Raw genomic sequence first — 16,263 nt, 5'->3', positions numbered from 1 at the left:
AATCTGTCCATGCCTCAAGATGAACACGTCCAGATAGAAGCTCGTGAGTGGCGGAGCCTTGCCCTTCCTCAGCCCTTGAGTTTTGCTCCTCCCTACGCATCGAGAAGTACGAATCCCGACGGCTACCGGTATTGGTGGCAACTAATTCGTTTTGTATTTGACTTGCCCGATCCGAATAAATTTCCTCCCCTTGAGGGTTTTACGCCTGATGAGCTTCGGGTGCTTGAACGCTATGTTGATACATGTTACGAGTTGTCAGAGTCCACTGTGTTGAGCAGTAAAGGAGGTATCCGTGTCTCTTTTAAGGACGGAGTCGAGCAGGTAAGTGCGGATCTGCCGAGTAAAGAAGCTCTGCGGGGGACAGTTGTGCTCTTCCGACAACTCGCAAGCACAGAGGAACCCGCAAGTTACAATAAAACGCGAAAGATTATCGGTAGGCGAGTAAATTTTCAAGCTGACAGCCGTCGCGATGAGCGAATTGAGTGGCAACAGCGATGGAATCGTGCTCATGGCCTTCTCAGTGCATCGCTTTTGACAGCAATGGCCGATCGAAAGGTCATTGAACGTATGGGGGGTGCATCGTCGCTTCCCGTTCCAGGGGAAGACGTGAAGCCGCAGGAAATTTTGTCTCTTTTTCAGTACGGAGATTTGATCCACTGGGCGCGAAACGCCGAAGAGATGCAGGCCTTGATGAAGGATGAATTCCTCATCAAATGGCGCACTGTTCAATTTATAGAAGTCGTAATCCAATTGAGTCACTTCTATATGGGGTATTCTCTTTTGGTGTCAACGGCTATCAAACGTTCTGCAGGGTCGTCGTAAGTATCGCACTTAGTGGATATCAGTGCGCTCTGTGTCGGATCGTTACATCGGGGCTCTTCGTCTATAGTTGTTAACGTGTCGCAGTTGACTGTCTCTCACTTCGGATATTCGGGAAGGTGGCTGGATCGTGGTACGTGAAGATCTTGTGTTGAGCGACTTGCATGACCGTTACGGCGCCACACCGGCCGACCCGGCGTTTCTCCGTCTGTATTCGACAACGGACTCCAATCTTGCTCCAGTGTTCGCATCCTTCCATCAACGCCTTAACTACTTGCTAGATTTTATGAACCAAAAGAAGCGCGTGAACGGACATTATAACGCTGATGAAAGCAGGCAACTCCTCGACCTCATCGTTGAATTGGAGGAGGTGCAGGCCACTCTGCGTAGAGTTGGCGTAGAATTCTGGATTTCGCCCGTCTACCAACTCGCGCTTGATCGCTGTAAGAAGTTCCTGACGCGGTCTGGCGGCAGTTCTATTCCCGACGACTTTGGACCGATTGCCGTCGAGCGCTACGACCAGGTTTTCGCCTCCGTGGACGAAGTGGTTCGTCCAAAACCGTCGCAACGGCAGTATCCCCTTCAACTTGTAGGTGAGGGGTCTTATGCAATCGTACACAAGTACCTCGACGAGGAGCGGGGTGTCTATATTGCGGTTAAACGTGCTAGGAAGGGACTTCTGCCGAAGGATTTGAAGCGGTTTCGAGCTGAGTATGATTTGCTTAGAAATCTTAGTTTTCCGTACATAGTGCAGGCGTATGCCTACGACGACCTCAACAACTCGTATACTATGGAGTACTGCGATGCCACCTTGGCTTCGTTTATATCGAGACACAATGCCCGTTTGAGCTTTGGGGTCCGCAAAAGGATTGCGCTGCAATTCCTGTATGGCGTTAACTACCTCCACTTCAAAGGTATTCTTCATCGAGATATTAGTCGACGCAATATTCTGGTTAAGCAATACGAATTTCCTGCCGTTATGGTCAAGCTGTCTGATTTTGGGCTACACAAAGAGATCGGGTCGGGCCTAACGGCAACGGGGTCGTCAATGAAGGGGACGATCATCGATCCAACGCTCGATCACTTTAAGGACTTCGACACACTTGCCGAGATATATGCGATAGGTTCGGTACTTTCTTTCATCTTCTCGGGGCGTGAGCGGCTGGGTGTTTGCACTGGTCGGATTGGAGAAATTGTGGATCGGTGTACAAGCATTCGCCGAGATGCTCGATATTCATCGGTGGTCGATATAATCGCTGATGTCGAAACATTGCCGATGGACGATGAGACGACTTCTGCGTAGTTGGTTGACTGTAGGCTGCGTGGATCTTGCGGTAATCGTGCCAACTGTCAATCGCGATCGGCAAGCGTGTCTTGGTCGCCAAGGGCATAAATCAAGTTGTTGATTGCCATCACGGTCCTTTATGGTCGTGAAGTTACAAGCTGCTTTTAGTCGTGCTTGACCTCCCATGTCTTTGTGGGGCAGGCAGAGGTCATTCCTTCCGACTGGACCGCCGGTCAACCTGTGTTCAGCGGATCGTCTGAGGCGGTGATGTTCGTGGTGTGGAGTGAGTTGGCGAGTGATCTCGGCGGCGTCGTGCTGTTCCTGGTGTGGCTCGTGATGCCTCTGCTCTACCTCGTCGCTGTCGGTAGGCGGTACGTGCGGCAGTGCCAGGAGAACGCACAGGCGGCGGTTTGGGCGCGGGATGAGGTGCGTCTGATCCGTGAGGAGCAGAGGGAAGGCAGTCATGACCTTGACGCTGGAGAGTGACGGGGACCAGGCAGAGGGTGGCGAGACGCCTGTTTCGCTGTTCGATGATCCGAAGATCGTCGGCGACGTGCAGGAGTTGGTGAACGACCAGGCTCCGCGGGTGTTCGCGGTGGTCCAGGAGACGTTCGGGCCTCCGGAGGACTTGCAGATCGTGGCGTGGGGGATGACCACCAAGACCGGTGTGGAGGTGGTCAGCGTTCATGGCGGGACGCGTATGGGTTTGCAGTCGGCGGAGAACGCGTTGATCTTCTACCGGGCCGGTGGGCGTGCGATTCCCCAGATCTTCTGGGTTGGGGGCGAAGGTGGGGAGTAACGGGCTGGAGACCGCGCTGGAGTGCGTCGAGCGTGGATGGTCGGTGGTTCCGGGTGCGTTGTGGATCGATGACACCTACGTCGATCCCGTGACGAACGCCGACTCCGAAGCGCTTGCCCTGTCGTCTCCGGTGTTGGCGACGCTGGACCCGGAGGAGGTTCGGCGACTGTGGCCGGTGTTGGAGGAGGGCGTCACGCGGTCGACGTTGGCTGTCCTCGGGACGCTGATGACCGCGATCGTCGTGGAGCCGGAGCGAGCTCGGCTGGTGATCGAGTTCGAGGCGTTCAGAAGTGCGCCGACGCCGGTGGTGATGCTGCCGATCCCGATGTTCGGCGTGATGATCGAGTCGGCAGTGTTCGTCGTGTCGTCGTCCGGAGGGTTGGACGAGAAGCTGGTCTTCCCCGCGGATGGGTTGTTGCCGCTACCGCCGGCTGTGGTCGAGGGATACGAGACGCGGTGGCTGGTGTCGCCGGTCGAGTGTGACGGCCTGATGAGCGGGCCGGAGCTGGCGCGGCTGTTGGCGCTGGAGACTTCCAACCGTCGTTGACCGCACCTTCGACGGTTGGGCATGGGGTGCCGGACGCCTCCCCCGGCACCTGTGGGACGGGACGGCCGTGTGCGAACCATCCATTCGGATGGCGTCGCACACGGCCGTTTCGCGTGTCTGGGACGGGTTGATGTGTCCCGTCCCAAACGTCACTACGGCGTGTTTTCGCTGGTCAGTGCTGATGCGCTTGGTGTCCCGTCGGTCGGGACGGGTTGGTTGGGTGGGACGGGCCTCGGGACGGGTGACTGCTGCGTCGTGACACACTGAAATCAACGGCTTGTCAGCGCAGAATCAGCCGATAGGAGGTGGTCATGCGGACGGCGCGGACGGTGCTTGAGCAGAAGATTTGGGACCGACAGCAGACGCTGGAGGAGTTCGCCGAGTACGTCGAGGTCTTCGCGCGGGAGGCTGGAGAACCCGGCACGATCAGCTTGCGTCACCTCCACAGGCTCGCTGCGGGGCGGAGGTCGTCAGGTCAACCGCTCGGTCCGGTCCGGCCGGTGACTGCTCGGCTGTTGGAGAAGATCTTCCGGACCAGCATCCACGAGCTGTTGGCGGAACCTTCGGCTGCTGGGTCCGCGGGGAACGACGTCGGCAGGTTGGACGCGCGTGCGAACACCGACTTGGCTGATATGGCCGATTGGTTGGACGAGCGGGCCGGGCGGGCACCAGGGGAGAGCCGAGCGAAGGTTCACGCCAAGCTCTCCACGTTCGAAGCGGGCGCGCTGGTCGACCGGCGGTATCGGCGCGCGAGGGTGAGTCGGGAGGAGATCGTTCGTGCGCTCCGCGCGTACTACCGGCGTGGGGTCGCTGGGCACGGCATGTACCGCGTGCGTTGTGGTGGCGAAGACGTCAGGACCAGCATCCTTGCTCGTCCCGAGTGGCTTGATCAGCCCGCTTCGTTGACGGCGGAGAACGACCGCCTGGTGCTCGCCGGCCGCCGTGATGGTCCGCGCGCTGCCCTGAGTGAAGTGGCGGCGGAAGCGGCTGTGGACCGGCTCGCTGAGTGGGCCGCGCTGGACGTGCGGGTCATGAACCTGCCGCTCTACCGGCTGCTGCGTGTGGACGTCGGTTCGGCCATCGAGGGCACGGTGGGGCTGGTGGACTTCGCCGAGTACGCCTTGACGGCGGACCTGCTCGAAGGCGAGCTGGTCGAGGCGGTGGTGTCTGGTGCTGGGACGGGTGCGCTGCCGCTACGGGACGAGTTCTTGCCGAATCTCGATGCCGTGCTCGACCTACCGGGACGCGTGTGCGCAGGCGGTGTGCTGGCGCTGTGTGCCATCGCTCGTCCGCGTGATCCGTACCGTGGGGCGCCGGACTACGTGCTGCTGGTGCAGGAGCGGTCTGGGCATGTGCTCAACACGTCCGGGCGGTTGGCCGTTGTACCGAAGGGCTTCCACCAGCCGTTGACCGATGTGCGTGCAGACGCTCGGGTCAGCGCCACGCTGCTCCGAGAGTTGGAGGAGGAGCTGTTCGGCCGCGACGAGGTGGACACCACGGCGGGGGAGGGCCGCGCGGCTGCGCCGATGCACCCTGGGCGGTGGTCTGCGCCGATGAGGTGGCTGCGCGAAGATCCGAGCAGGATGCGGATGGAATGCACCGGGTTCGGGTTCAACCTGGTGAGCGGGAATTACGAGTTTGCCAGTCTTGTGGTTATTGAGGACGAGGAATTCTGGACGCGCTTCGGCGGAGCGGTTGAAGCCAACTGGGAGGCGTCCGGCTTGCGGTTGTATTCGAGCCTTGACGACGAATTGGTCACCGATTTGGTGACGCACGAGTCTTGGAGCAACGAAGGGCTGTTCGCGTTGCTCCAAGGACTTCGGCGGCTGGCGGGGATCGGTGGTCGGCGGGTGAAGCTGCCAGCGATCGAGGTGTCAGGTCTGTGACGGCCAGCGGACCGTGAGGACGGTCGAGTCTTCGAGCGCTTCCCACGAGTGGTCGACGCCGGCACCCCACATCACGTAGTCGCCGGGCCGAGTCATCGTGGTGTTGCCCTCGGTGGTGTCGACGCGGAAGTTGCCCTGTACCAAGAGAACCAGAGTCGTTCGCTGGTCGTCAGAGGTCCACTCGACACGTTTGTCACCTGCGGGGTGGTTGAACCACTTGACCTCGACGTCCTTCTGCGACCGGACGCCCTCGGAAGGGTCGATGAAGTGGCCTACCAGCCAGCCGCGGGTCACCGCGCCGTCTTCGTTGGCGTTTCCGGCTTGCCAGTTGGCGGTCACTCTGTCTCCCATTCGATCGTTGGCAGGTTCACGCGGTTTCCGCCGATTTGCTGTAGGCGGCGGAGCCCTTGGAGGAGCGCAAACAGTCCTTCGTTGCTCCACGCTACATCGTTGACCAGTTCTTCAAGACCTTCGGTGTCGAAGCTGGAGAACTGACGGAGGTTCGCTGCTTCCCAGTTCGCACGGACCTGTCCGCCGAACTTCGTCCAGAACTGTTCGTCTTCGATGACGATCAGGCTGGCGAACTCGAAGTTGCCGCTGACGAGGTTCAGGCCGAACCCGGTGCACTCCATCCGCAGACGACCCGGCTCGGCGAGCAGCCAGCGCATCGGCTCGGACAGGCGGGTCGGGTGCATCGGGTCGGCGTGGCGCTGGTCTCCGATCGTGTTGTCGATGTCGTCGCGGCCGAACAGCTCCTCTTCCATCTCGCGGCGGAGCGTCGCGCCGATCTGGGCGTCGGCCCGGTAGTCGGTCAACGGCTGGTGGAAGCCCTTGGGGATCACCGCCAGGCGGCGTGCGGCGTTGATGACGTGGCCTGAGCGTTCCTGGACCAGCAGGAGATAGTCGGCCTCGCCGCGGAACGGGTCAGCTGGTCGTGCGATCGCAGTCAGGGCGAGAGTGCCGCCCGCGCACATGCGGCCGGAGACGTCGAGGACCGAGGGCAGGTCGGGTAGGTAGGCGTCGCGGAGGGGGAGGGCACCGGGCCTGATCGGTTGGTCGGTGGTGAGCGCGTCGACCAACTCGCCTTCGAGCAGGTCCATCGTCACCACATACCCCACGAAGTTCGTCACGCCTATGGAGCCGGCGAGCACGTGTTTCCCCACGCCGACGTCGAGCAGTCGGTACAGCGGCATGTTGAACATGCGGTTGCCGAGCGCCAGCGCTTCGGCGAGCCGCTGTGCCGCGTGTCCGGCGCTCGCCTCGTCCATCGTCTGGTGATCGTTCGGGGTGACGGTCGACAGCTTGAGCCGGTCGTGGGCCGGGATGAGCGGGCAGTCGACGTCGAGCCAGTCCGGGTGTGTGAACACGGTCGTGGATGCGCGGGTGGTGGAGCCGAAGCGGGCGGCGTAGCGGCCGTGGCCGGTGGTGGTTGTGCCGTAGTAGCCGGCGAGCGCACGTGCTGTGTCGCGTTGGTTCACCCGACCTCGGCGGACACCCCGGTCTTGTAGCGCGCGGACGTCCAGGCGGACGAGGCGGGCGGCGACGTCGCGTCGTGCCGTCCCCGGCTCCCAGCCCGCGTGCTGGTCGAGCCAGTCGAGCGCCGCGACGATGTTCGGGTCAGAGCTGAGGCGTAGCTCGGCGTCGGCCGCCGAGCCGTCCGGGAGGTCGAGCTTCGGCTCGGCGATCAGGGCGGCGAACCTGACCTTGGCCCCTGGGTCCGCCTGGTCGTGGGCGGTGTCGAGGAGCTGTTGCATCTCGGACTTCGGCTTGAGGTCCGGTTTCTGGTGCCAGCCGGCGACCGTGCGGACGGCGATTCCCAGGTGCTCGGCGAACGCCTCGTTGGTGAGGCGCATGGCTACCTGGAGTGCGCTGGCGGTTCGGCCGGTCCAGCCCTCGTGCAGGCTCATCTTCTCGCTATCCCCCGGAGCGATGTGCACTGGTTGTGCAGTGGACGTGCATCGGTGATGCATGGGGTCGAAGGCGCTTCCGCAGTGGAATTGAGCCATGGAAAACAGCTCGCTCCACCAGCGGAAATGCAGCGCGCTAGCGGCGGTCGCGGACGTGTTCGATCACGGTCGAGAGGTCCGACTTGAGGTCGTCGAGGCGGTCGGTGATGTCGTTGAGCCGCTGCTCGAAACCGTCCAAACGGGACCAGAGACTGTCGGCGGGGTCGGTGACCGGCTCGTCCGCCTCCGGCGGCTTTCGACCGTGCAGCACCGATTCGAGGTGTTGCGGGTGCCAGCCGAGGGCGGTCGACAGGGACTCCAGCGTCCTCGGGCTGCGGCGGCGCTCGACTGTGTGGTGCTGGATCTCGCGGACGATCGCCTGCGAGACGTGCGAGCGTTCCGCAAGCTCGCGTTGACGCCAACCCAGCTCGTTCACGCGCTGGTTGATGGCCTTGGCGACTGCCGCCCAATCCTCCGACACGTATTCCTCCGCGCTCCGCCTCAGCGCTGAGATTAGCCGTTTCCCGCTGTTCCGTGACGTGACACGGCGCATTTCGCGCCGGGTGCGATCAAACGCGCCTTCCGTTGCGCTGAAATCATCAATTTAGAGCTGAAATCGTTAGCTCGATTAACCGAAGGGCTTTCTTGATGCGTACTTCTCTACCTTCTTCCGGTTACACCGTTCGTCAGGCCGCTTGGGTGCTCGGCGTCGAGGCGGACACGGTTCACCGCGCGGTCCGGCTCGGCAGGTTGCCGGTCGTGCGGCGACGCGGCCGGCTCGTCATCCCGGTGAACGTGCTGGTGCGGCTGCTCGGCTCGCCCCGTCTGGGGGGCACGCCGTGAACCTGGTCGAGATCGCTTGGGCGCTGGACCGGCTTCGGTGGGTGCCGAGTGCGGTGCTGGCCCTGGTCGTGGAACGCGAAGGGCTGTGCATGGAGGCGTTCCCAGACCTGCCGCCGTGGGTTGACGAGGAGATGACCGATCGGGAGTTGGTCGCGCGGATGTGCGCGGGCTGCCCGGTGCGGGACGAGTGCTTGGAACTGTCGTTGCGCACGGCCGGTGCGGAGCCGGTCGGCGTGTGGGGCGGGATGGCTGCCGACGACCGGCGCGAACTGCACCCGCACTGGCTGCGACGCGGTGAACGGGTCGAGAGGGGGCCGAGTTCATGAACGCTCTCAGCCTCACTCCGACGCAACTGCTCGCCGGTCTCGGCGTGGTCCTGGTGCTGCTGCTCGTTTGGCGGACTGGTGCTCGGCGGGCGAAAGCCGCCGCGAACGCGGCACGGACGAGTGCTCGGCTGGTGTCGCTGGCTGGCCGGGTGCTGGTGAACGCGGCGCTGGTCGTGATCGTTCAGTGGGTGGTGATCACCCAACGCGGTGACGGGTGGCTGCTCCTGGCGGTGCTCGTCGTGCCTGCGCTGTTCGCGTCCTACACGTTGACGCGGGCGCTGACCGTGACGACGTACGAGCCGACTCGTCGTCGAGGTGAGCGGCGATGAGTGAGCCGGTGGACCGGGTGGCGCGGCAGGTGGACCGGCTCTGCTGGACGGGGATCTTGCTCGGGCTGGCGTTCACGATGACCAACGTCCAGCAGTTCGCGGCGGCCGGTGCGCCGGTCTGGTCGCTGGCGTGGTGCGCGGCGTGGCTGCTCGACCCGATGGTGTCGCTGGTGCTGCTGGCGATCCTGCGGGCCGAGCAGGTCACCGCCCGGTACGGCGTCCGGATGGGCGGATGGGTGCGGGCGGCGAAGTGGTTCACGCTCGCTGCCACGTACGTCATGAACACCTGGAGCGCGTTCGTGGCCGGATCGGCGGCGCTCGTAGTCTTGCACTCGGTGCCGCCATTGGTCGTGTTCGTGGCTGCCGAGGCGGTCACGGAGCTGCGGGACAAGCTCGGTGGGGCCGTGAACGCCGCGCCGAGCGCTCCGCCGGCACCGGCGCCCTCGGCTCCGCGGACGTCGTTCGCGGACTATCTCGCCGTGGCTCGGGCAGCGCGGACGCCGGACGTGAAGGTGACGCCGGCGTGGGTCCGGGAGGTCACCGGATGCTCGCGTGGGCTGTCGTCAAGACTCGCGGCGGCGCTCGTCGAGGACGGGGGCCGTTCATGAACGGCGACCTGGTGCCCACGGAACCGGTGCTCGATGGCGAGTTGGTCGGTGAACCGAAGACGTTGGTTCGGCGGTTGGGGAGCGGCTGGCGGCGAGCCGGTGTTGTACCGCCGAAGTTAAAGTCACCACAATTGCTTCAGTGTTGGTTGAAAGATTTACTCGGATGGTTCGTGCGTCTGCCAAACCGGTTCGTCAGCGGAGTCGGCAGGGGAGCAGTGGTAGCGGCTCGCGCGTGGCGGCGCTGGGTTCGGGTGAGGGACTATCGGGAGGCTGCGGAGCAGTCCGAGAAGTTGGCGGATAAGTTCGTGGAGATTCGCGCCTTGACGCTGTTCCGGTGGAAGGTGACCGGTGTCGTGTTGGGAGTTGTCTCGGCGGCGCTGCTCGTGCTGTACGTGCTCTACGGCGGGATTGTCCTGTGGAGTGCGGCCGGGTTGGCGTCGGTGGCGCTGGCGATCGTGGGGCGTCGGAAGGACGGCTCGCCGGGACGTAAGGCGGTGTTGGGCGGAGCGCGCACGCTGGCTTGGACGATGGACTCGCAGCTCCTGGTCGACGCGTTCCGGGACGCGAAGCTGATCGGCAAGGACGAGACCTTGCGGTTGGTCGAACGCGCGGCGCGTGTTGGGGAGGGCTGGGCGGTCACGGTCGATCTTCCGGCCACGCGGAAGGCTGCCGACGTCATCAAGCACCGGGACGCGCTGGCGTCGGCGCTGGCGGTGGACGAGGTACAGCTCATCGTGGAGCGGGTCCGTGGGCGCGGTGGGCACGCGGGGCGGGTGGCTCTGTGGGTCGCTGACGAAGACCCGTACGCGGGTCCGCCGTTGCGCACGCCGTTGCTCGATGTGGAGCGGTGGGACGCGTGGCGGCCGGTGCCGTTCGGGCGGGATGCGCGGAACCGGCGCGTTGACCTTCCGTTGGTGTGGACGTCGTTGCTCGTTGGTGCGATTCCTAGGCAGGGCAAGACGTTCGCCACTCGGTTGGCTACGGCAGGGCTGGTGCTGGATGCGTACGCGCGGCTGTACGTGTTCGACGGCAAGGGCGGCAAGGACTGGGAGGCTGCCGAGCAGATCGCGTACCGGTACGTGTGCGGAGATGAGCTTGAGCACGCATACGCCGTGCGGGATCACCTCGTGGAGTTGGTGGCGGAGGTGCAAGCCCGGTATGCGCGAATGGCCACTTTGGACGATGAGGTGTGTCCGGAGTCAAAGATCACGCCGGCTATCTCACGGGACGCGGACCTCGGGATGCCCATCACCGGAGTGGTGATCGATGAGGTGCAGGTGTTCCTGGAGAACCCGACCCGTGAACAGGTTGGCGGCAAGAAGACCACTCTCGGCGCGTACATCGCTGACCTGTTGACCTACCTCGTACGGAAGGGACCGGCGGCCGGTGTGGTGGTCATCCTGGCCACTCAGCGGCCGGACTCGAACACCATCCCGTCTCGGCTGCGGGCGGTGCTCGGCTCGCGGTTCGCGTTGCGGGTGATGGACTGGCGTGACTCGAACATCGTGCTCGGCGAGCAGATGAACACACGTGGGTATGACGCTTCGACGTTGCTTCCGAGTCACAAGGGTGTCGGCATCCTGCGGCCGGACGGCGAGACGGACGCCGGGGCGGACATGATCGCCATGACCGTGCGGACGTACTACATGCCGAACGCCGAGTGGCGGGTGATCTGTGCGCGTGGTCGTGCGCTTCGGGAGGCGGCGGGCACGCTCGCCGGTCACGCCGTAGGCGACGATGCGACACCTCCGATCGACTCGACGTCGATCGTCAAGGCGATCGTGAGCGGGACGGCTGACGGGTGGGTCGTGGACCTGCAGGAGCCGTTGGCGGCGGTCGTGGACTATCTCGGCGAGGAACTGGACGAACGCGAGTTCGTGCCCACGTCGGAGCTGGTAGAGGCGCTGGAGGTCGAGGCGGTCACGTTTGCTCGTGAGATGAGCGAGCTGGGGTGCAAGCCGCTACGGCAGTACGTGCTGGACGGGGAGACCTCACGGCGTGTTCGTGGCTATCTGACGGCGGACATCCGGGCGGCTGTCGAGCGGGTGGCGGCTGATGAAATCGGCTCACGGGCCGGTGATCAGGCATGACCGCGGACCAGCTTGTCACGGTGCGCCTGCCGGATGAACTTCCTGTGCTGAAGCCTGCTGTCAGCCGCATACTGCTTGCCATACTGGTCGAACTGACCGAGGTGGAGGTCTTGGACGGACCTCCGGAAGGGGGTGGCAGTGACTGTTGAAATCAGCCGAGACCCGTGGGCGACGCTGGACGAGTTGCTGGGCGTCGAGGTGGTCGAAGCGATCGAGGACGGTATCGGGCCGGTAGCGGTCTACGGGCGGTGCTCGACGGAGGACAACCAAGATCCCGAGACGTCGCGCGGCTGGCAGTTCGGCAACGCGCGGAAGTTCGTGGAACCGCTCGGTGGTGTCGTCGCTGAGGAGTTCTTCGACGTGGGGCAGTCACGGTCCGTGCCGTGGGAGCGTCGAGAGGAAGCGGCTCGGCTGCTGGCGGCGTTGAAGGACCCGTATCGCGGGTGGAACGCCGTGGTGGTTGGTGAGGGCACGCGGTGTTGGTTCGGCAACCAGTTCTCGCTGATCGCGCCGAAGTTCGCCGCGTACGGCGTCGATCTGTGGGTGCCGGAACTGGGCGGGAAGTTCGACGCCCGGAACCCCTCGCACAAGATGCTGATGAGCGTGCTCGGCGGGATGAGCGAGTCCGAGCGGCAACACGTGCAGGCACGCGTCCGAGCGGCGATGGATGCTCAGGTCGTGAACGAGGGGCGGCACCAGGGCGGACGTGCGCCGTACGGCTATGTCGTGGTGGACGGTGGTCCGCACCCGAACCCGCGGAAGGCGAGTGAGGGCTACCGGTTGCGGGTGCTGGCCATTGACGAGCAGTCGGCGGAGGTGGTGCGGCGGATCTTCGCCGAGTACGTGAGCGGTCGAGGTGACCGGGCGATTGCAACGGGCCTCAACCGTGACGGGATTCCGTGCCCGTCTGCTCGGCGGCCGGACCAGAACCGGCACCGGTTGGCCGATGGCTGGCAGGGCAGCACGGTCCGGGCGATCCTGGACAACCCGAGGTACACGGGGTTCGCGTTCTTCGGGCGGTGGGCGCGGCAGGAGATGCTGCTCGACCCTGACGACGTGGCGGCCGGCTACGTGATCCGCTTCCGGCGAGCGAGCGCCGATCGGATCGTGCGGTCCCGCAAGCCTGCTCATCCGGCGATCGTGAGTGTCGAGGAGTTCACGCAGGCGCACCTGCTACGCAAGTCGAAGTCCGCCGGCGGGTTGAAGACGGCTCGTAAGACCGAGCGCGCCGAGCGGCCCACGAAACGGCCGTACCTATTCCGGGGCATCGTCCGTTGCACGGCGTGCGGCCGGAAGATGGAAGCCAGCCCACGGGCGCGCGGCGTGTACTACCGGTGTCCGGCACGGACGCTCGCGCCCGGATCACCTGCGCTGGCCACTCATCCGCCCACGGTCTACCTCCGTGAAGACGTTCTTCAGGAAGCGGTGAACGGGTGGCTCGGGCGATTGTTCGCACCGGAGAACAGGGACCGGACCGTTGCGGCTCTGGTGGAGTCGCAGGGAGCGAACGGTGCGACGAACGGGAGGGAGGTGGCCAAAGCACGGCTCGCGAAAGCGGAGGCTCAGTTGGGCCGGTTCCAAGAGGCCATCAAAGCCGGAATTGACCCGCTGGCACTGGTCGAGCCGATGAACGAGGCGCAAGCGGTACGGGCTGCCGCGCGGGCGGAACTGGAGGGAACACCGGCACCGGACGCGCTCAGCGCCGCCGAGGTGCACGCGATGATCGACTCACTGGGTAACGTCGGCGAGGCGTTGGCCGATGCTGAGATAGAGAGCGTGGCGAGCCTCTACAGGGCCGTTGACCTGCAAGTTCGCTACACGCACACGGCCCACGAGGCTGATGTGATCATCAAACCCGTGGGCCGTGTGAATAGTGCGCGTGTCCGAGAGGTTTGCCCGAACACGCATCTGTGGGGAATTTCCCACTCGCCTCGAAGGGGAGTGGCTCATAAGTCCAGCTTAGCAGGGGTTCGGGGTGTCGTCGCAAGAGTGGGGAATTTCCCACTCGAACTTTCGTCCAGTGAAATCGGCAGAGACCTTTACGGTCACACTCGGTAGTTGTCGTTCGGTCGAGAGAGTGCTCCTTGGTCGGCCGGGAGCCCAGGTCGCAAAATGCGATTGATTGACTTCGGACGACCTAAAGACATTTGTTCTACGGATTTGCAACCGCCTTCGGTGCGATCTCGTTACGTTTTGTGATCCGCTGACTGTCCACATTGTCGGTGGGGTGGCGTACGGTGCCCGGAACCGTGGACTGGCTTCGTCTGCGGGTGGGATCGCGGGCCGGAGGGCGTCATGGGCGGCCGGAGGAGCAAGGCGAAGTCGGGTGAGCAGGAGCGGCTTCGTCAGCGTCGGAAGCATGAGCGTGCGGTGCTGGCCGCCTTGTCCGGTTTCGGTGATCCGTTGGCTGCCGTACACGCGATCGCGTCCTCGCCGTTGGGGATGCACCGGCATTTGACTCTGTCGTATGCGGTGAGGCTGGCGGTGCAGCGGCGTCCTGCGGTGCGGGCGGTGGGTGGTATGCGTGAGCTGATGGAGTCGCTGGTGGCGTTGGCCGGGCCCGCGGCGTCGTTGGAGGACGCGGTTCCTTGGGATCCGCGAGTGCCCGCCGTGGGGGTCTTCCGTGGCCGGCCGTACCGGTTGTATCCGGGGATGTTGGAGCGTCCGTTGGCGTCGCTGCGGACGGCGGAGCTGGTCGCCCAGGCTGTGGACCCGGCTTTGAGGCGCATGGTGGGGTTCGGTGTGGGTGACTGGGTCGAGGTGTGCCTGATGCACATCGAGCGGGTGGTTGAGATCCTGGCGCCTGCGTGGCCTGTGGCCGGCGAACCGGAGGTTGGGGACCTCCCGGTGGTTGGCACCGAGGAAATGCGGGCCGCTGAGGGAGTTCTGCTGTGGACTGCGCTGGGACCGGAGGCGACGGAGGAACACCGCAAGGCGCTGGAGTGGGGCACGATCCCGCTGGGTCGGCTGGAGGTCGACCTGCGGATGATGACCGCGTGCTTCGGTACGGCTGTTGCAGTGTCCGGCCCTGGTGGTGCGCGGTATGCGCTTCCGCTCCTGTACGTGACCGAGGGGTGGGAGTCTGGCATCGCGCAGTTGGCTGCCCGGGCTGCGGCGCGGTCGTTGCGGTCGCAGCAGGAGTGGCTGCGGATCGCGCGGGGTGAGGTCGGCAAGTTGCTGCACTCGCTGCACGATCTTCCGCCCGCTGACGTGTTCCAGGGACCTGCGGGGCCGGTGATGCTCATCTTCTACGGGCGACGCCACGTCCTGGCTCTTGCGGTCGCGGCGCAGATTGGACCTGGGGGTGCTGTCCGCAAGACCGCGATCACACCGGGTGTCTCCATACCCACCGATGCCGGGCCGCTGACCCTGCCGGAGGATGTGGAGATCGTGTGGGTGGTGGTGACCGCGCTGATCGGCACCTCGTTCATCGGGGTGACCGAGCCGGTCGCGATGATTTCTTTGGAGGACCTGGCGTGGATCGTCAAGACGTGTGAGCGTTCGGACGAGCTGTGGGCGTTTTTCCACGAGCAGGTGGTCACCAACACGGATGTGCAGATGTTCGGTTGGGAGCCGGTGAACACCTGGCAGACGTGGCGGGCCAACGGCCAGGCTCTGCATCGAGCCGGTCTGCCGCCCACCGGCATCATGGTCGCCCCGCACCAGGTCGGTAAGGAGGAGTGGGAGCTGGCGGGGCGGCGGGCTCCGCTGGAGTGGGCGTTGCACCGGCTCGGCCTGCCGCCGGTCAACCAGTTGGCGGTCGTCATGTCGGAGGCCGACCCGGTCAGCTTCGTGTGCGCGGACAGGACCGCGTGGGCGTTGGGTCTGCTCGATCGCGCAGATCCGTGGCACGGGCCGCTGTTCGCCGAGGTGCTGCGGGGGTCGATGCCATCGCATCTGGTGGCGTTCGCGTTCGACATGGTCGGGACGGCGTGCCGGGTGACGCTGCAGCTACGCGACGAGACGACAGCAGTACTGCGTGCTTGCTGCCTCGATCGGCTGGTGGTCGAGTTCGTGTACGAGGATGCCTCTGGCGAACCGTTGACACTGGAGGACGGTGAGGGCGGTGAGGGCGGGATCGTCATCCGGTGGACTTCCTCCCTTCAACACCCTGAGGTCGAGAACCCGGAATACGTTCAGCGCCGACTCGGTGAGCTGATCACGACCGCGTTGCTGCGCAACTGCGGCAACGATCAAGCAGCGGTGGTCGAGTCCTTGGCCGCCTGGCCCACCACGACCCGGGTGCTGGCGGTCTCTGCCGAGACCACCTTGAACAAGGCTCTCGACATGCGGCGGCCCGCGCCGGTGCCGGAGTGGGCGGTGTCGCAGGCCAACAGGCAGCTCGGCGTCCACCTGGTCGGCAGCGGACAAGCGGCGGGGCGTCGCGACCACGCCGAGTCCAGGGCACTCGAACTGGAGGTGATTCTGCCCTGGCTGCGTCACCAGGTGGAAGAGTGGTTCGCGCGCTTCGACGCCGCCGCGGTGCTGCGCCGGGCTGCGGAGGAGATCGAAGCAGTCGCCTTCACGCGCGATGCGCACCGACGTCAACGTGCCAATCGCACGCAGATGCCACCGCGCTTGTCGGAGACCGGTGATCCGGTACTCGAACCGGACGGCGAGAGCCCTTTGGTCAAGCAGTCGGCGGTCTTGGCGACGGAGGCATTCATGGGTACGTAGCATCGACGGGTCGTCGAACTCCTCGTCGCACAGTGGGAGGTCTCTGACCGAAGGTTGCCGCCCCAGCCGGCGCGAACTTCATCTTGTGCCGCCAGGGCGGCGTCCGCA

The 16,263-nt window shown here is 64.5% G+C and carries 16 protein-coding genes; 13 read left to right on the top strand and 3 right to left on the bottom strand.

What is annotated here, in order from left to right; genetic code table 11:
* Nucleotides 1-9: 9 nt before the first annotated feature.
* From IOD16_RS18350 to IOD16_RS18325, 6 genes are all read left to right on the top strand, one after another.
* On the top strand, nucleotides 10-822 hold the full coding sequence (locus IOD16_RS18350) for a hypothetical protein (protein ID WP_201441018.1): 813 nt from the start codon (nucleotides 10-12) through the stop codon (nucleotides 820-822).
* Between the two features lie 127 nt (nucleotides 823-949).
* Nucleotides 950-2,122 carry a protein kinase family protein gene (locus tag IOD16_RS18345; RefSeq protein ID WP_201441017.1) on the top strand — a complete coding sequence of 391 codons (1,173 nt, stop codon included), beginning with the start codon at nucleotides 950-952 and terminating at the stop codon, nucleotides 2,120-2,122.
* Nucleotides 2,123-2,296: 174 nt separating this feature from the next.
* Nucleotides 2,297-2,590 carry a hypothetical protein gene (locus IOD16_RS18340; protein WP_201441016.1) on the top strand — a complete coding sequence of 98 codons (294 nt, stop codon included), beginning with the start codon at nucleotides 2,297-2,299 and terminating at the stop codon, nucleotides 2,588-2,590.
* On the top strand, nucleotides 2,568-2,903 hold the full coding sequence (locus tag IOD16_RS18335) for a hypothetical protein (RefSeq protein WP_201441015.1): 336 nt from the start codon (nucleotides 2,568-2,570) through the stop codon (nucleotides 2,901-2,903). The genes IOD16_RS18340 and IOD16_RS18335 overlap by 23 nt, the downstream gene beginning before the upstream one ends.
* Complete coding sequence (locus tag IOD16_RS18330) at nucleotides 2,893-3,450, top strand: hypothetical protein (protein ID WP_201441014.1); 558 nt, start codon at nucleotides 2,893-2,895, stop codon at nucleotides 3,448-3,450. The genes IOD16_RS18335 and IOD16_RS18330 overlap by 11 nt, the downstream gene beginning before the upstream one ends.
* A 311-nt stretch (nucleotides 3,451-3,761) precedes the next feature.
* Nucleotides 3,762-5,336, top strand: a complete 1,575-nt coding sequence (locus IOD16_RS18325; RefSeq protein WP_236595078.1) for a transcriptional regulator — start codon at nucleotides 3,762-3,764, stop codon at nucleotides 5,334-5,336.
* On the opposite strand, the gene IOD16_RS18320 is transcribed toward IOD16_RS18325, so the two are convergent.
* The 3 genes from IOD16_RS18320 to IOD16_RS18310 all read right to left on the bottom strand — a co-directional run bounded on the left by IOD16_RS18320 (nucleotide 5,325) and on the right by IOD16_RS18310 (nucleotide 7,763).
* Entirely contained in the window at nucleotides 5,325-5,675 is a 351-nt protein-coding gene (locus IOD16_RS18320) for a hypothetical protein (RefSeq protein ID WP_053714951.1), read from the bottom strand. The two genes, IOD16_RS18325 and IOD16_RS18320, sit on opposite strands and share 12 nt — an antisense overlap.
* Nucleotides 5,672-7,243, bottom strand: coding sequence for a transcriptional regulator (locus tag IOD16_RS18315; RefSeq protein ID WP_201441013.1), 1,572 nt, complete (start codon nucleotides 7,241-7,243; stop codon nucleotides 5,672-5,674). Before IOD16_RS18315 ends, IOD16_RS18320 begins: the two co-directional genes overlap by 4 nt.
* Nucleotides 7,244-7,379: 136 nt before the next feature.
* Nucleotides 7,380-7,763 (bottom strand): helix-turn-helix domain-containing protein, encoded by a 384-nt coding sequence (locus tag IOD16_RS18310; RefSeq protein WP_201441012.1) that lies wholly within the window; start codon nucleotides 7,761-7,763, stop codon nucleotides 7,380-7,382.
* 167 nt (nucleotides 7,764-7,930) lie between these two features.
* On the opposite strand from IOD16_RS18310, the gene IOD16_RS18305 reads away from it, so the two are divergent.
* From IOD16_RS18305 to IOD16_RS18275, 7 genes are all read left to right on the top strand, one after another.
* Nucleotides 7,931-8,125 carry a helix-turn-helix domain-containing protein gene (locus IOD16_RS18305; protein ID WP_201441011.1) on the top strand — a complete coding sequence of 65 codons (195 nt, stop codon included), beginning with the start codon at nucleotides 7,931-7,933 and terminating at the stop codon, nucleotides 8,123-8,125.
* Complete coding sequence (locus IOD16_RS18300) at nucleotides 8,122-8,451, top strand: WhiB family transcriptional regulator (protein WP_201441010.1); 330 nt, start codon at nucleotides 8,122-8,124, stop codon at nucleotides 8,449-8,451. Before IOD16_RS18305 ends, IOD16_RS18300 begins: the two co-directional genes overlap by 4 nt.
* Nucleotides 8,448-8,780, top strand: a complete 333-nt coding sequence (locus IOD16_RS18295) for a hypothetical protein (protein WP_201441009.1) — start codon at nucleotides 8,448-8,450, stop codon at nucleotides 8,778-8,780. The genes IOD16_RS18300 and IOD16_RS18295 overlap by 4 nt, the downstream gene beginning before the upstream one ends.
* Complete coding sequence (locus tag IOD16_RS18290; protein WP_201441008.1) at nucleotides 8,777-9,388, top strand: hypothetical protein; 612 nt, start codon at nucleotides 8,777-8,779, stop codon at nucleotides 9,386-9,388. The genes IOD16_RS18295 and IOD16_RS18290 overlap by 4 nt, the downstream gene beginning before the upstream one ends.
* Entirely contained in the window at nucleotides 9,385-11,478 is a 2,094-nt protein-coding gene (locus IOD16_RS18285) for an FtsK/SpoIIIE domain-containing protein (protein ID WP_201441007.1), read from the top strand. Before IOD16_RS18290 ends, IOD16_RS18285 begins: the two co-directional genes overlap by 4 nt.
* A gap of 138 nt (nucleotides 11,479-11,616) precedes the next feature.
* Nucleotides 11,617-13,536, top strand: a complete 1,920-nt coding sequence (locus tag IOD16_RS18280) for a recombinase family protein (protein WP_201441006.1) — start codon at nucleotides 11,617-11,619, stop codon at nucleotides 13,534-13,536.
* Nucleotides 13,537-13,848: 312 nt separating this feature from the next.
* Nucleotides 13,849-16,155, top strand: coding sequence for a hypothetical protein (locus IOD16_RS18275; RefSeq protein WP_201441005.1), 2,307 nt, complete (start codon nucleotides 13,849-13,851; stop codon nucleotides 16,153-16,155).
* Nucleotides 16,156-16,263 lie beyond the last annotated feature (108 nt).

It is taken from the genome of Saccharothrix sp. 6-C, assembly GCF_016695385.1.
GTDB classification, from domain to species: Bacteria; Actinomycetota; Actinomycetes; order Mycobacteriales; family Pseudonocardiaceae; genus Actinosynnema; species Actinosynnema texasense.
Note: the sequence above shows the minus strand (reverse complement) of the source record. Positions and strands in the feature narration are given on the sequence as shown.

What these genes read in the sequence shown, in the direction of transcription:
- IOD16_RS18315 (WP_201441013.1), bottom strand. Translation starts at nt 7,243, where the DNA reads ATGAGCCTGCACGAGGGCTGGACCGGCCGAACCGCCAGCGCACTCCAG.
- IOD16_RS18295 (WP_201441009.1), top strand. Translation starts at nt 8,448, where the DNA reads ATGAACGCTCTCAGCCTCACTCCGACGCAACTGCTCGCCGGTCTCGGC.
- IOD16_RS18305 (WP_201441011.1), top strand. Translation starts at nt 7,931, where the DNA reads ATGCGTACTTCTCTACCTTCTTCCGGTTACACCGTTCGTCAGGCCGCT.
- IOD16_RS18350 (WP_201441018.1), top strand. Translation starts at nt 10, where the DNA reads ATGCCTCAAGATGAACACGTCCAGATAGAAGCTCGTGAGTGGCGGAGC.
- IOD16_RS18290 (WP_201441008.1), top strand. Translation starts at nt 8,777, where the DNA reads ATGAGTGAGCCGGTGGACCGGGTGGCGCGGCAGGTGGACCGGCTCTGC.
- IOD16_RS18335 (WP_201441015.1), top strand. Translation starts at nt 2,568, where the DNA reads ATGACCTTGACGCTGGAGAGTGACGGGGACCAGGCAGAGGGTGGCGAG.
- IOD16_RS18285 (WP_201441007.1), top strand. Translation starts at nt 9,385, where the DNA reads ATGAACGGCGACCTGGTGCCCACGGAACCGGTGCTCGATGGCGAGTTG.
- IOD16_RS18325 (WP_236595078.1), top strand. Translation starts at nt 3,762, where the DNA reads ATGCGGACGGCGCGGACGGTGCTTGAGCAGAAGATTTGGGACCGACAG.